This is a genomic window from Rhizobacter koreensis (genome assembly GCF_013366375.1).
Lineage (GTDB): Bacteria > Pseudomonadota > Gammaproteobacteria > Burkholderiales > Burkholderiaceae_C > Schlegelella_A > Schlegelella_A koreensis.
The window spans coordinates 152782-167213 of record NZ_JABWMJ010000005.1; the positions used below are offsets into that span (position 1 = coordinate 152782).

The following is a 14432-nucleotide window of genomic DNA, read 5'->3' on the forward strand; positions in this document are numbered from 1 at the left end:
CGCAAGGCGCCTGGCGCCGTTCCGCGCCGATCTCCGCTCCGTGCACCCCCGGTTGCGAACCGCTTCCGCGGTCACGTGCTTCCACACCCTGCATGCTCGAAGGATCCTCGATGAGCACCCTCTCCTCCTCGTCCGCTTCGCGTCGCGCGTTCGTCGCGGCACTGGCTCTGGCTGCCAGCTCTCTCGCTCAGGCCGCGTGGCCGGAGCGCCCCATTACCTTCGTCGTGCCGTATGCGCCCGGTGGAGCTGCCGACGCACTGGCGCGCGTGCTCGCCGCCAAGGTCGGACCGAAGCTGGGCGCCACGGTCATCGTCGACAACCGTGCCGGCGCCAGCGGCACCATCGGCGCGTCGTCGGTCGCGAAAGCCCCGGCCGACGGCTACACGGTGCTGTACGACGCGACGCCGTACTCGATCAACCCGCACCTGTTCGCGAAGATGCCGTACGCGGCCGGCGCGCTGCAGCCGCTGTCTCTGGTATCGCTCGCGCCCAACGTCATCATCGTCAAGGCGGATTCGCCGTACAAGGACGTCAAGGACCTGATCGCCAAGGCGAAGGCGGAGCCCGGCATGGTGAATTTCGCGTCCGGCGGCGCCGGCACCGTGCAGCGCCTCGCGGCCGAGCTGTTCCGGCAGCAGCTCGGCCTCGACATGGTGCACGTGCCGTACAAGAGCGGTGGACCTGCGATCACCGACGTGATGGGAGGCCAGATCGACTTCATGTTCGGCACGGTCGCCGCGTCGGCCCCGCTGATCGGTGCGGGAAAGCTTCGCGGTCTTGCGGTCTCGGCTCCTCAGCGCTCGCCGCGCCTGCCGGGGGTGCCCACCATCGCGGAAACGGTGATTCCGGGCTACGAGGTCTACGAGTGGAACGGAATGTTCATCCCAGCCGGCACGCCGCCGGACGTCGTCGGCCGTCTCCAGAAGGCGGTCGTCGAGTCCTTGCAAGACGAAGAGATCCGCAAGCGGTTCACCGATCTGGGGGCGCAACCGATCGGCTCCACGGCCGCTCAGTTCGCCGACTACCTGAAGAAGGAAGATGCGAAGTGGCGCGAGGTCGTGCGCAAGGGCAACATCACGATCGATTGACGTCGAACACGCTGGTAACGCCAGCGGGCGAGGAAGCGCACGCAGACAGGAGGCGCTGGAACGCGCGACTGCAGCGCGTGCGGCCGCACGGATCGATGCCCGGCGCCTTGTCGACTGACCGACAATCCTCTCGCGTCGAGGGGTCCACAGCGGATCGTCCGAACCATGTTCTTGCTGCAACCGCCCAAAGTCTGCGAGCTTGCGCTCTTCACCTCGTTGCCGCAGCGCTTTCGCAAGCGCGTCGACAGCGTGTGGGCCGCTGCCAATCGTGGCGGTCAGCCCACCGACTCGTTTCTCGAGGGCCCGGTGTTCGATCGTCACGGAAACCTCTACGTGGCCGATATTCCCTTCGGGCGGGTGTTCCGGATCGACGCGGCCGGTGACTGGACTCTGGTGGCCGAGTACGACGGCGAGCCCAATGGCCTGAAGTTTCTCGACGACGCCACGCTGCTCATCGCCGACTACAAGAACGGCCTGATGCAGCTCGATCTCGCGAGCGGGAACGTGCGCGGCTACCTGGACCGTCGCAACACGGAACGCTTCCGCGGGCTGAACGACCTGGTGTTCGATGGCGCCGGCGCGCTGTACTTCACCGATCAGGGGCAGACGGGCCTGCACGATCCCACGGGGCGGCTGTACCGCCTTCGGCCCGACGGCAAGCTCGACCTGCTACTCGCCAACGTACCCAGTCCGAACGGCGTGTGCCTGTCCCCGGACGGTCGCGTCCTCTATCTGGCAGTCACCCGCGCGAATGGCGTGTGGCGCGTTCCGCTGCTACCGGACGGCAGCGTCGCCAAGGTGGGCCAGTTCTTTACCTCCTACGGCCCGAGCGGGCCGGATGGGCTCGCCATCGACGAGCAAGGGCGGCTCATCGTCGCCAACCCGGGGCTCGGCTATGTCTGGGTTCTGAACGCCCGCGCGGAACCTGAATGGATCCTTCGTGGGCCAGCGGGCGCCTCGACGACGAACATCGCTTTTGGAGGCGAGGGACGGCGCACGCTGTTCGTGACCGACTCGACCCATGGCAACGTGCTCTGCGCGCGCCTGGACACGGCCGGCCCGCCGCTGCACCAGGGCCGTTCGGCGCCATAGGCGGGCGTCGTCGACGTCCGAGCAAAGCGTTGCGGCTCGGACTCTGATGCGGCAAGGCCCTGCTACGGTCGCGTCGTCGCTTGAATGGTGTCAGGCGCGATCGCTCGGGCTCCCGACAGCCATCCGGTTCGCGTGAGTCACGCTCTCCACGCACCGGCCTTCACGCATCAGGCAGCGTTCTGGTCGGCTCTGCCGACCGGACCCCGGACGTGCAAGCCGTTGCCCAACGCTCATCGCACCTCGGTTCGAGTCTCATTCGAAAAAGGCCGTTCAAATGGATCTCCGTGATCTCAGGTATTTCGAGACGATTGCGAAGCTCCAGCACATGGGCAAGGCGGCCGCAGAGCTGCATCGGACCCAGCCTGCGCTCACGAGTGCTGTCCGCCGTCTCGAAGCCGACTGCGGCTCGCCCCTGTTCGAACGCTCGGGGCGAGGCATACGACTGAGTCCGGCGGGCGAGGTGCTGCTGAGGTGGGCCCAGCGCCTGCGGACGGATACCGAGGATGCGCAGCGCGAACTCGCTGCCATCGGCCAGGGACTGGCCGGAGACGTGCGGGTGGGGATCGTCCCGACGGCGGCCGAGTTCCTCCTGCCGGCGGCGGCTCGAGAGCTCCTGCAATCGGCGCCCAACGTGACGCTGCGAATCGTCGTCGGGCTCATCGACACGCTCAAGCCGCTGCTTCGGGATGGAGAGATCGACCTGATGGTCGGCACCGAGAGCTCGCGCGAGCCTGGCTACACCAGCCGAATCATCTCGGAGGACGCGATTGTCGTCGCCGCGAGTGCGGACCATGAGGTCTTCAGGAAGACCGCGACATTGAAAGATCTGGGGTCGTACCGTTGGGCGTTGCAGCCGCCGGGCGCGCCGACGCGCGATTGGCTGGACCACGCCTTCGACCGCAAGCGGTTGCCACGCCCGCAGGTTCAAGTGGAAACCACGATGCTCTTGATGCTGCCGTCGTTGATTGCGGAAACCGGCCTGCTGAGCTTCATTTCGCGGCACCACCTCGGCGCGCCGCGGGGCGGCCCCAGGCTCAAGGAGGTTCCGATCCGCGACGCAACCATGCTGCGGCGCCTCGTCGTTGCGCATCGACAGGGAGGTTATCTGTCTGCCGCGGCGTTGACGCTCATCGAGCTGCTCGGTCGGCAAGGATCTGGCGGAGGCTGACGCAACCTTCCGCGCCTGACCGGGGCTCGACCCCGAGACGCCTTCTCGAAATCATCGACCGCAGCTATGAGTTGCAAGAAAGAATCGATTAGACGCCGTGCGACGTGAAGCCGAGACTCCCGTGAGCGTCCAGTCGGACCTGCGCGTGGATAGGTGCACCACCGCTGCCATGCATCTCGAGGAGAACCTCATGAGGCCGAAGTTGAGAGTCTTTCTGCAATCCACGGCGCTGGCGATCGCGGCGGCCGTGGCCGGCGTCAGCGGCGCGCAAGCGCAAAGCGAAAAGGACATCCATCTGGACGCTGCGACGCGGAACACGGGCGGCGACAAGTTCCTGAAGGACTGGACCCGCGACCGCTATTGCATGTACGTCGACAACCCGGCACTGCTGGCGGAGATCCGGACGCACACCGCGCCGGTGGCGCCGATGCAGATCTTCGACGACGTGTGGTACGTCGGCTTCGAGAACGTCGGGCAGTTCGTCGTCAAGAACGCCGGCGGTTACGTCCTGATCGACGCGCTGAACCGCGCCACCGACATCGACAACTACACGATTCCCACCCTGCAGTCGCTGGGCCTCTATCCGCAGGCCTCCCTGCTCGGCGTGTTTCTGACCCACGGCCACTTCGACCACGACGGCGGCGCGCCGCGCCTGCGCGACATCTACGGCTCGGGCTTTCCGATCTATCTCGGCTCCGGCGATGCAGGCGGCAAGACGTACTCGCCGACTCTGCTCGACTCGGCCAATCTCGGGTACCAGCAGCTCAGCCTCGGCGGCCGTCCGATGACGGTGATCTCGTCACCCGGACACACGCCGGGGACGACGTCGTCATTCATTCCCGTGCGCGAGAACGGCAAGGAGCATCTGCTCCTCATCGTCGGCGGAACGGCGATACCGACGACCGTGGCAGCTTCGAGGAGCTATGTCGCGTCCGTCGAGCGCATGTACGCGGCGGCGAAGGATCTTGGCGCGGTCGGCACGCTCCATCCGCACCCGATCATCGACGGCGGCAATCAGCACATGGCGGACATCGCCGCGCGCGGCTCGCGCACTCCGAACCCGTACATCCTCGGCAAGGAGAAATTGCTTCGGACGGTGGCGATCATGCGCGAATGCGGCGCGGCGCAGGTCGGGCAGGTCGATGCCACTGCCAAGACTCCGGTCTGGCGCGTGACGAGCGTGGCGTTCGATGCGCAGAGCCCTTCGCCGAGCCGGCTCGCGGCTCGGGTCCAGAGCGACTGGGGTCCGGTGGTCGGGCAGGAGGTGAAGTTCAGCGTGGGCACATCCGGCGCGGCATGCGTGGCCGTGACCGACTCCACCGGCCTTGCGACGTGCGCCTCTCTCCCGACGCTGCGCGCGCGCGACGAGGTGACTGCCAGCTATGCGGGAAGCTCGTCGGCAGACTTCGTGAACCTGCCCGGCTCCCGAACGGCCCTGGTCGCGAGCCTCGCATGCGACATCGATGGAAACGGGTCGGTCGACCGCAACGACATCGGCGCGATCGTCGCGGCGATCGGCAAGCCGGTCGCCGCCGGAGACGCGCGTGACGCGGATGGAGACGGCAGGACGTCCATCAGCGACGCGCGGATGTGCACGCTGCGATGCACCAAGGAGCAGTGCGCGCCCTGAACATGCTGAGCCGGCCCGTCGATATCCAACCAACGCCAGGAAGAACCATGTCACTTCGTGCTGACCGACATCTCCTCCGCTCGCTCATCGGTGCAGCGGGCGTCGCGATGGCTGCCTTTGCCCATGCCGATGCGACGCTCTATGTCTCGCCGGCGTTCGCGGTTACCCCGCCCTCGACGACGGTCGTCAACATATCGGCCGTCAACCGCGCGGCAGGCAGTGCAATCGGCAGCTTCGATTTGGGGCTCGCCTACAACGCGTCGGTCTGGGCGCCCGCGAGCGTGTCGTTCGGGCCGTTCCTCGGCGACGCGGCCGCGTTCGAGGCGCTCACGGCCTTCGACTTCTCGACACCCGGCATCGTGAAGCTGCTCGAGGTTTCGCTGCTCGGGCCGTTCGATCCGCTGCCGCTCACCTCGATTCAGCCGGGCGTCGGCTCGCCCTTCTCGCTTGCGAGCGTGACGTTCGATGCCATCGGTTCGGGCGGCGGAGCGTTCTCGATCGTGGGAGCCCAGCTGACCGATCAGTTCGGGGTCGCGATCAATGTGGTTCCGGAGCCCGGAACGCTGGCGCTGCTTGCCCTCGGCATGATCGGTCTGACCAGCTCCCGGCTCCGTCGCTCGCGGCTTCATCGTTAGACGAGTCGCGTTGACCCAGGCGCGGCGGCGCATGACGCGCGTCCGATCAAGGGCTAACGCCTGTCGGCGTGGTCGCCGTCGGCGGGCGGGTTCCGGATCAGGATCGTGGTCGGCAGCAGGATGGGATCGCCTCGCAGGTCGCCCGGGAACGTGACCACCACCGGTTGCCCGTGCGACTCGGCATCTTCCCCGTCGTGTCCGTGATCGTCCACGAGCTCACAGGTGGCGCTGCCGTCAGCCCGAGCGGTCGCCGTGCAGCCGGAGTGCGGCAGTTGCGAGAACGTGACGCTGGCGCCGGCGAGCGGGCCGGTCTCATCGAAGATCCGCGCGGACACGAGGGACTTCCTTGCGGCATTTGTTTCGCGCGGCTGCAGCATCACGAGCCGCCAGCTCGGCAAGGTGCGGCGTGCGGCTTCGGGTAGTGCGGCCAGCGCACACGCGCGTTGCCGCGCAATGCTTCGAAGCGCTTCGGGCTGCGAGACAAGCGCGCTGTCCTCGCAGTCGGCGGCAGGGGAAGGCACGCAATAGCGGGCGGCCGGATCTTCGCGAAACGCCAGCGTGTAGAGATACTCCTGCGCTGCCAGCTCCATCTTCGGGTTCGGCTCCGTGAGTCCTGGCGGCGCGAGCGAATGGAGCGTCACACGTGTCGGCCCCTCGTTTGATCGATCGGCCATGACCGCCGCCACGGCACGGGGCTCACCGCCCGGCGGCATGTACGCCACGATCGAAACGGAGCGTCGATTCCACTCCACCGTGTCGACCGACAGGGGGACGTCGGCGCGCACGAGCGCGGACCCCGACGTGGAGCGGGTGGCCGTCAGCAATGGTGGCGCCTTCGACGCCGGGCCGACCGGCGCCGGAGCTCGCATGCCGCTCGGAACGATGATCGCGGCGAACGGCTGGCGGTCCCACCGCTGCAGGGCCTGTGCAGACAGCGGCAGACCGAGATCCTCCGCGCCGGTCCGCAGTGCAAGGAAGCCGTCATGCGTGGCAGCGCTCGCCGCCACGCACGCCGGGGGCTCGAGCGGCTGCGCATGCGCATGGGGAGCCAGGCCGATCGAGCAGATCAGACCCGCCCGCCACCAGTCAGCCATCGTGGACGCAGAAGAGAACCCATTGGGCGGGCGGCCTCGGCGACCCTTGCAGGTCGCGGGGCGGCCGTCGAACGGGGCGACTCAGCGCTGGAGCCAATCGCGTTGCAACCAGTCGGGGAACCCGGGCGGGAACACGGCGGTAGCGGTGCTGCTGGGCAGGTTGACGAACTCGGCGGTCGAGTTGCCGGCGAACGTTGCCGTCACGCGCTGGAACGGCAGCAGCTTCTGCGCGGTCGTGCAGGTCGCGACCCCCTCGCTGTTCGTCACGGCCGTGCACACCGGCGAGCGATCGACGCTGAAAGTCACGGGCTGGCCGATCACCGGACCCCACCCCGACGCTGCATCGGGATCCGTGCGGCCCCACCCGGTCGTGAGCTGCGCCGTCAACGCGTTCGTGAGCTGCTTCGGTTCCGTCACGGCGAGCGTGGTCACGCGCCAGACCGGCTCGTTCGCGGTCGCGTCGCGGGTCGCCAGCCAGGCGGCCGCGCACTCGCGCCAGATGGCAGCCGCGCGACGGGTCCTGTCGTTGCCGATGACGAAGGGATTCGGGTTGCGGCTGCCCGTGTGCTCGATCTGCTGCATGTGCACGGTCGAGCCGTCCGAGGTGGGGTGCGTGAGGAAGGTGCCCTCGAGTCCGTACTTCGACACCAGCGCGTACGAACGCTCGGTGCCGGTCAGGTAACCCCGCGCCGACGCCACCGCGGTCGGGTGACCCTGGCGCCCGCCCATCATCAGCTTGTACTCCTTGCCGCTCTGGTGAACCGGAACCGCCAGGTTCATCATGCCCGGGGTGTGGCCCGGGATGGACTGAAAGACGAACTTGATTCCAGCGATGGTCCGTTCCTGGGGCTCCGCGACGCTGGAGGGGATCTGCACCGGGTTGTAGGTCTTGCCGGCCGCATCGCCCGAACCGAGATAGATCTCGAGGTTTGGCCCGAAGATGGCACGAAGCCGGTTCGCTCCACCGTCGTGGTCGAAGTGCCCGTGGGTGAGGATCACCGCTTGCAGGGGCTGACTGGCACTGAGGCCCAACGACTGCAGCGCCGGCATCGTGTACTGGTCCACCTCGGCGCTGTTGTTCAGTGCATCGATCAGGATGAAGCCGCCGGTCGGCGTCTTCATGATGTACTGGCCCACGTACATGTCGCCGATGTACCAGACGTCGTCGAAGACCTGCGTGAGCGGGACCCGGGTCGCACGGCGCTCACGACTCGAACGGTCGTACATCGTCGGATCCTCCACCGCATCGCAGGAGTAGGTCCGGTAGTGGTTGACGAGCGCCAGGTCTCCACCCGCGTTCTTCATCGCTGCCCTGAGATGCCGTTGAGTCTCGGCCGAGAAGGACTGGGCACGTGCGTCCGGACTCAGCGTGGAGGCCAGACCGGCAATCGCCAATGCGATGACGAACATCGACGACCGTTCCGAGCCGCGCCTCGCGCCCGGTGACTCATGGCCAACGTGTCCACTCCCGACTTCCGTGCCAGCCTTGCTCATCATGGATAACCCCAGTCTCCGAAGAATAATTAGAAGAAGCAGATGTGCCGTCGAGAAGCCCCGAGCGGGGCCGCGGCGCATCGCCGAACGAAGCCTCCGCCGGCCGCGACCGAAGAACGCTGCGGGCATTCTGTTGGTGGGCAGTTGCTGCGGTCCAATAGATTCTTTTTTCGCACTCATAAACCGCGGCGGCGCCCGGCGAAGGCGGGCCGCGGCTCTCATGGCGGAGAGCCGTTGCTTATGAGATCCGGTCGATGCGTGCGTCGACGACGGCAGGGCCGCGACGCGGGCGGACTTCGGCGCTCTTTGGTGCCCAATCGAAATTGGGCGCCCCGCGACCTCTGCCGTTGCCGAACGCGCGAGTGCCGACCGTAAAGGTCGGACCAACGATGTCGAACCGCTCGGCTATGTCAGGGGACTGTTCATGTCGGTCGCGTCGCGAGCTTGCGTGCCGGCCGCGTCACTCGTGCAGGACTCGGTTCGTGCGCCGGACCAACGCGCAGGCGAGGCGAGGCCGCACGTCACGGCGCGGATGCCGCTCGACGCTGCTCGTTGCGGACTCACGTCGCCGGTGCGCGAAGAGCGGTGAACGGTGCCCGGCACCTCGGGAGCTCGCCCGCTGGATGACGCGCGCGCGAAGGGCCGCCGCGCGCGTCGATGCGTCACTCGATCCTGATGTCTGCCTGCTTGATCACCTGCGCCCACTTCGCGGTCTCGCTGCGGATGTAGGCGGCCATCTCGTCGGGCGTGCTGGCGATCGGTTCCACGCCGGCGTCGACCAGCTTCTGGCGCACTGCAGGGTCCTGCACGGCCTTCGCGAACTCGGCGTTGAGGCGGGCGATCGCATCGCGCGGCGTGCCGGTCGGTACCGCGAGGCCTTGCCACGCCCACGCCTCGAAGTTGGGGATGCCCTGCTCGGCGAAGGTCGGCACGTTCGGCAGGGCGGTGATGCGGCGCGGGCTCGCGACCGCCAGCACGCGCAGCCGGCCCGCCTTGATCATCGGGGAGCCCGCGGCAAGGTCGACGAACATCACCGGCACCTGCCCGGCGACGACGTCCTGGATCGCCGGGCCGGCCCCCTTGTACGGGACGTGGCTGAGCTTGATCCCGGCACGCTGCTGGAACAGCTCCATCGTCAGGTGGTGGGTGGTGCCGGCGCCGACCGAGGCGAAGCTCATCTTGCCGGCTTCGCGCTTGGCTTCGTCGATGAACTCGCGCACCGTGGTCGCCTTCGACAGGTTCGGGTTGACCACCAGCAGCATCGCGAACCGCGCGGTCAGCGACACCGGAGCGAAGTCCTTCACCGGGTCGTACGGTAGCTTCTTGTAGAGGCTCGGGTTCACCGCCAGCGTGGTGCTGTCGGCGAGCAGCACGGTGTAGCCGTCGGCAGGCGAGTGCGCCGCGGCTTCGGCGCCGATGATGGTCGCGGCGCCCGGCTTGTTCTCGACGACAATGGTCTGACCAAGCTGCTCGCCGAGCTTGCCGCCCACGGTGCGGGCGAAGAAGTCGGTGCCGCCGCCGGCCGCGTAAGGGACGATCAGGCGGACGGGCTTGGTCGGGTAGCCCTGCGCTACGGCGGGCGTCGTGCCGAGGGTCGAGGCGAGCGCAAGGGCGGCGGGCAGGAGCAGGGTCAGCCGGCGGCTTGACGAGAGCATGGGACGGTCTCCGTTGGTGTGGGTGTGAAGGGTCGGTCAGAGTTCGATCACGAGCCGCTCGCCGCAGGCGCGCGAGCAGCAGGTCATCATCTTGGCGTTGGCTTCGCGCTCGGCGCGCGTCAGCACGACATCGCGGTGGTCCACCTCGCCGGCGAGCACGCGCACCTCGCACGACCCGCAGAGGCCCTCTTCGCAGTCGCTCTGGATGTCGATGTTGGCGGCGCGCAGCGCGGCGAGCACGGTCTGGTCGGCGCGCACGTTGACGACGATGCCCGAGTCCTTGAGCTCGACGTCGAACGCGTGCTCCTTCGCCGGGTCGAGCGTGCCCAGGGTCGATTCGAAGTGCTCGATGCGCAGCGCGTCGTCGGGCCAGACCGCGCAGATGCCTTCGAGCGCCTCGAGCATGCGCAACGGCCCGCAGGCATAGACGCGGGTCTCGGGCTGCGGCGTGCCGAGCAGCGCCACCAGGTCGTTGCGACGTCCCTCGTCCTGTGCGTAGAGGTGCAGGCGGTCGCCGTGCAGCGCGCGCAACTCGTCGACGAACGCCATCGTCCGTCGGCTGCGCCCGCTGTAGTGCAGCTCGTAATCGATGCCGAGCGCCTTGGCTCGACGTGCCATCGCGGCGATCGGCGTGATGCCAATGCCGCCGGCGACGAACACGATGCGGCGCGCGCCCTCGTCGAGGCGGAAGTGGTTGCGCGGGCCGCGGATCTTCAGCACGTCGCCGACGCGGGCGTTGGCGTGGATCCATGCCGAGCCGCCGCGCCCGGCGTCCTCGCGCAGCACCGCGATCTCGTAGGCATGCGCGTCGGCCGGGTCGCCGCACAGCGAGTACTGGCGGGTCGTGTCGGGTGATCCGCACTCGACGTCGATGTGCGAGCCCGGCGTCCAGCGCGGCAGCACGCGGCCGTCGGGCGCCACCAGCCGCAGGCGCACGATGCCATAGGCGACCGGCGTCATCTGCTCGACGCGCAGCGGCCGCGTGATCGCGTGCGCCGACGGTTCGCCGATGCGCACCGGCACCTGCGCGTCGCGGAGGGAGGGGTCGCGCCGTTCCGGATTCAGCGCCGGGTCCCACTCGACCCACAGGTGCTCGGGCCCGCGGAACGACGTGTTCGGCACGTAGCTGAAGGTCTGCTCCGCCAGCCGCATGTGCGGCAGGCGCCGGCTGAACGCCTCCAGGAAGATCTGCAGCTCCATGCGCGCCAGGTTCTTGCCCATGCACTGGTGCGCGCCGTAGCCGAAGGTGAGGTGGTCGCTCGCGTTGGCGCGCCGGATGTCGACGCCGTCGGCATCGGCGAAGTGGTGCTCGTCGTGGTTGGCCGACGAGGTCACGATCAGCAGCTTCGACCCCGCCGGGATCGCGATGCCGTCGATCACGACGTCCTTCGTCGCGAGGCGCCGCCACGCCGCGACCGAGCCGTTGTGGCGCAGGCACTCCTCGACCGCGTTCGGGATCAGGCTCGGGTCGTCGCAGATCTCGCGCCACACCTCGGGGTGCTGCAGCAGCAGCTTCATCGCGTTGGCGGCGGCGTTGGCGGTGGTCTCGTGGGCGGCGACGATGCCGGCCATCATCATCGAGTGCAGGTAGGAGTCGGTCACCACCTCCGGATGGTCCTTCTGCTTGCGAAGGCCGTACTGCATCCAGCCCGGGCCCGACGGGTCCTGGCGCATCTTGTCGAGCACCTGGCCGGCGAACTGCCAGAAGTTGCCGACCGCGTGAGCCACCGCCACCTGTTCCTCCGGCCTCGGCCGGCCCCAGGTGTTGACGGTGTGCGCGATCGAGTACTTGCGGAGCGTCGCCATGTCTTCCTCGGGCACCCCGAGGAAGTGCAGCGCCACCGTGAGCGGCACCTCCCACAGCATCTGGTCGACGAGGTCGGCGCGGCCGTCGTCGATAAAGCGGTCGATGTACTCGCGCGTCAGCTCGCGCACCAGCGGCTCGTGGTGCTTCAGCGCCTCGGGCGTGAACGGCTCCATCAGCACGCGGCGGCGCGGCATGTGCGCCGGCTCGTCCTCGTTGACCAGCGTGCGATTCATGCCGTAGTTGTACGAAGCCAGCACCGCGTTGGCCTCGGGGCCGGTCGGGGTGATCTTCTCGAGCGCGATCGAGGGGCTGAACGTGAGGTTGTCCCGGAAGATCGCCTTGATGGTCTCGTAGCGCGTCACCACCCAGTAGCCGAGCTGCGGGCTCCAGAAGGTCGGCTCCTGCTCCCGCGCCCAGCGCACGTAGTCGGGCGGGTCCTGCTGGTACGCGTCGCCGAACGGGTCGAACTCGGCGGCAAGCGGGCTGACCGGGCAGCCGTTCGGCGCCGTCGGGCCGGTGACCGGGCACGTGCGGTTTGCGGCCGGGGAGAGGGAGCTGGACATCGTGTCGCGCGGTGCAGGAACAGGCCGTCGATGATGCACGCCCCGCCATGGTGCGCAACGCGGGCTAACCGCGACCTGCGCGTCGACGTAGCTTTGCCAGCCGGGCCGCCGCGCCTTATTCGCGCCGGAGCTGCAACGCGCCGCCGGCGCCGTCGACCGTGAAGCGCGCGCCGGCCGCCGGCGTGACCGGCGCCGAGCCGGCGAGCGCCAGCGGCTCGGGCGTGCAGATCGTGTGGGTGCGCGTCACGCGGGGCGCCAGGCGGTACGTCTGCTCGCCGAGTCGATAGCCGACCTCGCGGCCGCTCTGGTTGGTCACCGTGAAGCGGATCTGCTCGGCCTCGGGCCGCGCGAACACCTGCACGCCGTAGAAGCGCTTCGAGCGCGCGCTCTGCGCCACGCCGACGCCGATCTCGGCGACGTCGGTGCTCAGCAGGTTGCGACGGTGCGGCGGCGAGTTCTTCCAGCCCTCGACGAACGTCGTCGCGAGCTCGGCGGTCGCGAAACCGGCCGTGTTCAGCGCGAAGCCGATGTTCTCGGCGACCGCGCAGAACGCGTAACCACGCGAGCCGATGCGCTGGGCAGGCGTACGGCCGTCGGCGTCGTGCGCGTAGCGGTCGGTCTTCGCCATGTAGTCGGCGAAGCCCTGCGCGGCGGCGGCGAGCGTGGCGTCGGCCCGCAACGGCTCGAGTCCTTCGGCGCGCCGGAACGCATTGCTTTGTTCGACCATCAGGCGCGCGGCCGCGCCGAGGTCGGGGCGTGCCTGGGCGGCAGCCAGGCCGCTTCCCGCGACCCACAGCGCGATCGCGACGCCCTGGAACGCCGCCATCGGCGTGCCGCACGGCGCGACCGCGGCAGAGCGGGCGCGTGCGCAACCGCTGTGCACGGCGCGCCCGGCGCGTCGCCCGATACCGCGCGTGAATACCGCACGAAACCTGCCAGGTGATATTTCACGAACCGCGGAGCAGGCGTCGAGAAACCTGTCGAATACGTTTACAAGGCGGGTATTCATGGAAAGGAAACGTGTTGTGAATCAACGGCTTGCGCGGTTGGTCCGGGGCTTGCAATTCCCTCGTTGTCCAATAACAAGGGAATTATCATGACCCGCCTCTTTTCGACACTCGCCGCCGTCGCATTCGCGGCCGCAAGCCCGCTCGCTTCGGCCGGCATTCTCGGTACACCGGTTGAGGGCTTCATCAGCTTCAACGGCGGAAGCACCAACTACTTCAACTCGTCGAACGGCTTCGTGCCAGGGGGTTGCCAGAACTCGGGAACCGGGTCCACGACCGTCACGGTGGTCAATCCGGGCGCCGAGTTCTGCTTCGCCGACGGGCTCAACACGGATACCGCGAACTTCACCGACAACACGTTGACCTATACCGACGTGTCCGGGGGCGGAACTGCGTCGACGCTCCTGCGCTTCACGTTCGCGCCCGGCCTGGTCACCGGCGTCCTCGAGCTCTCGGACAACTTCCTGAACGGCGGAGCGACCGCGAGCTTCGCGGGCAACGTGCTCACGATCAACATCGCGACCTTCAACCCGGCCGGCTCGTACAGCGCGAGCTACAGCCTGTTGTCGGCACCGGCGGCGGTCCCGGAGCCTTCGACGCTCGCGCTGCTCGGGGCGGTCGGCGTCGCCGCGGCAGCGGTCGCGCGGCGGCGCCGTGCCGGCAAGCCGGGCTGAACGCCGGGCGCGCTGCAGCCGAACAGGTCGCATCGGCTGCGTTCGCGCGGGTGGGGGGGCTGACCTACAGCCGCCCGACGCAGCCGGGCGCGCCACAGCGGCAGGCGAGCTTGCCCTCGTGGTGCGTCTCGCCGTAGTTCACGGTGATCTCTTCGCCGACCTCGATGTCGCGCAGCGCGTAGAACTCGACCCGGCCCTGGCCGATGTAGAGGCGCGCGTTCGGCGCGCACGAGTGGTTGACGAAGCGCATGGGGTCGCTCGACATGCGAAAGTCGATCGCCCGCTTGTCCGAGAGCTCGACGATCATGATCCGCTCGTGGCGCGTCGCACGGATGCGCGCCTCCTCGACGCTGATCGACTCGCCGCGAATCTCGCCGATCTTGCGCCGGCGCGGGATCGGCTCGGCGGCGAACGCACCGTTGCCGTCGATCGGGCTCGCATCGACGCGGACGTCGAACTTCTGGTACGCGGGTCGCATCGGGCGAGTCTATGTCGCGCCCTCCAGGCGGCGCCGGCGTGCGGGAT

The 14432-nt window shown here is 68.4% G+C and carries 12 protein-coding genes; 6 read left to right on the forward strand and 6 right to left on the reverse strand.

The features are described from left to right. Window positions 1-110: 110 nt before the first annotated feature. From HQN59_RS12240 to HQN59_RS12260, 5 genes are all read left to right on the forward strand, one after another. A complete protein-coding gene (locus tag HQN59_RS12240) occupies window positions 111-1088 on the forward strand; it encodes a tripartite tricarboxylate transporter substrate binding protein (protein ID WP_176069381.1) in 978 nt (325 codons plus the stop codon). Window positions 1089-1253: 165 nt separating this feature from the next. Continuing rightward, on the forward strand, window positions 1254-2180 hold the full coding sequence (locus HQN59_RS12245) for an SMP-30/gluconolactonase/LRE family protein (RefSeq protein ID WP_176069382.1): 927 nt from the start codon (window positions 1254-1256) through the stop codon (window positions 2178-2180). A 274-nt stretch (window positions 2181-2454) separates the two neighbouring features. Then, complete coding sequence (locus HQN59_RS12250; RefSeq protein ID WP_176069383.1) at window positions 2455-3348, forward strand: LysR family transcriptional regulator; 894 nt, start codon at window positions 2455-2457, stop codon at window positions 3346-3348. 190 nt (window positions 3349-3538) lie between these two features. Then, a complete protein-coding gene (locus HQN59_RS12255) occupies window positions 3539-4978 on the forward strand; it encodes an MBL fold metallo-hydrolase (protein ID WP_176069384.1) in 1440 nt (479 codons plus the stop codon). Continuing rightward, window positions 4951-5613 (forward strand): PEP-CTERM sorting domain-containing protein, encoded by a 663-nt coding sequence (locus tag HQN59_RS12260; RefSeq protein WP_176069385.1) that lies wholly within the window; start codon window positions 4951-4953, stop codon window positions 5611-5613. The genes HQN59_RS12255 and HQN59_RS12260 overlap by 28 nt, the downstream gene beginning before the upstream one ends. Before the next feature lie 53 nt (window positions 5614-5666). Here HQN59_RS12260 and HQN59_RS12265 read toward each other — a convergent pair whose 3' ends face one another. From HQN59_RS12265 to HQN59_RS12285, 5 genes are all read right to left on the reverse strand, one after another. Beyond that, on the reverse strand, window positions 5667-6707 hold the full coding sequence (locus tag HQN59_RS12265) for a hypothetical protein (RefSeq protein WP_176069386.1): 1041 nt from the start codon (window positions 6705-6707) through the stop codon (window positions 5667-5669). Between the two features lie 81 nt (window positions 6708-6788). Next, window positions 6789-8330: an MBL fold metallo-hydrolase gene (locus tag HQN59_RS12270; RefSeq protein ID WP_176069387.1), complete on the reverse strand. Its 1542-nt coding sequence runs from the start codon at window positions 8328-8330 to the stop codon at window positions 6789-6791. Between the two features lie 533 nt (window positions 8331-8863). Next, a complete protein-coding gene (locus tag HQN59_RS12275) occupies window positions 8864-9856 on the reverse strand; it encodes a Bug family tripartite tricarboxylate transporter substrate binding protein (RefSeq protein WP_176069388.1) in 993 nt (330 codons plus the stop codon). 36 nt (window positions 9857-9892) lie between these two features. Beyond that, a complete protein-coding gene (locus HQN59_RS12280; protein ID WP_176069389.1) occupies window positions 9893-12226 on the reverse strand; it encodes a cytochrome P450/oxidoreductase in 2334 nt (777 codons plus the stop codon). Between the two features lie 115 nt (window positions 12227-12341). Beyond that, window positions 12342-13052 carry a CAP domain-containing protein gene (locus HQN59_RS12285; RefSeq protein ID WP_176069390.1) on the reverse strand — a complete coding sequence of 237 codons (711 nt, stop codon included), beginning with the start codon at window positions 13050-13052 and terminating at the stop codon, window positions 12342-12344. A gap of 270 nt (window positions 13053-13322) precedes the next feature. Between HQN59_RS12285 and HQN59_RS12290 the strand changes: the two genes are divergently transcribed. Beyond that, on the forward strand, window positions 13323-13907 hold the full coding sequence (locus HQN59_RS12290) for a PEP-CTERM sorting domain-containing protein (protein WP_176069391.1): 585 nt from the start codon (window positions 13323-13325) through the stop codon (window positions 13905-13907). A gap of 64 nt (window positions 13908-13971) precedes the next feature. Here the strand turns inward: HQN59_RS12290 and HQN59_RS12295 are convergent, their stop codons facing one another. Next, entirely contained in the window at window positions 13972-14385 is a 414-nt protein-coding gene (locus HQN59_RS12295; RefSeq protein WP_176069392.1) for an SET domain-containing protein, read from the reverse strand. Window positions 14386-14432 lie beyond the last annotated feature (47 nt).

Excerpts from the sequence above, each read along its gene's own strand:
- HQN59_RS12260 (WP_176069385.1), top strand. The coding sequence starts at position 4,951 with ATGCACCAAGGAGCAGTGCGCGCCCTGAACATGCTGAGCCGGCCCGTC.
- HQN59_RS12275 (WP_176069388.1), bottom strand. The coding sequence starts at position 9,856 with ATGCTCTCGTCAAGCCGCCGGCTGACCCTGCTCCTGCCCGCCGCCCTT.
- HQN59_RS12240 (WP_176069381.1), top strand. The coding sequence starts at position 111 with ATGAGCACCCTCTCCTCCTCGTCCGCTTCGCGTCGCGCGTTCGTCGCG.
- HQN59_RS12270 (WP_176069387.1), bottom strand. The coding sequence starts at position 8,330 with ATGCCCGCAGCGTTCTTCGGTCGCGGCCGGCGGAGGCTTCGTTCGGCG.
- HQN59_RS12290 (WP_176069391.1), top strand. The coding sequence starts at position 13,323 with ATGACCCGCCTCTTTTCGACACTCGCCGCCGTCGCATTCGCGGCCGCA.
- HQN59_RS12245 (WP_176069382.1), top strand. The coding sequence starts at position 1,254 with ATGTTCTTGCTGCAACCGCCCAAAGTCTGCGAGCTTGCGCTCTTCACC.
- HQN59_RS12255 (WP_176069384.1), top strand. The coding sequence starts at position 3,539 with ATGAGGCCGAAGTTGAGAGTCTTTCTGCAATCCACGGCGCTGGCGATC.
- HQN59_RS12265 (WP_176069386.1), bottom strand. The coding sequence starts at position 6,707 with ATGGCTGACTGGTGGCGGGCGGGTCTGATCTGCTCGATCGGCCTGGCT.
- HQN59_RS12280 (WP_176069389.1), bottom strand. The coding sequence starts at position 12,226 with ATGTCCAGCTCCCTCTCCCCGGCCGCAAACCGCACGTGCCCGGTCACC.
- HQN59_RS12250 (WP_176069383.1), top strand. The coding sequence starts at position 2,455 with ATGGATCTCCGTGATCTCAGGTATTTCGAGACGATTGCGAAGCTCCAG.
- HQN59_RS12285 (WP_176069390.1), bottom strand. The coding sequence starts at position 13,052 with ATGGCGGCGTTCCAGGGCGTCGCGATCGCGCTGTGGGTCGCGGGAAGC.
- HQN59_RS12295 (WP_176069392.1), bottom strand. The coding sequence starts at position 14,385 with ATGCGACCCGCGTACCAGAAGTTCGACGTCCGCGTCGATGCGAGCCCG.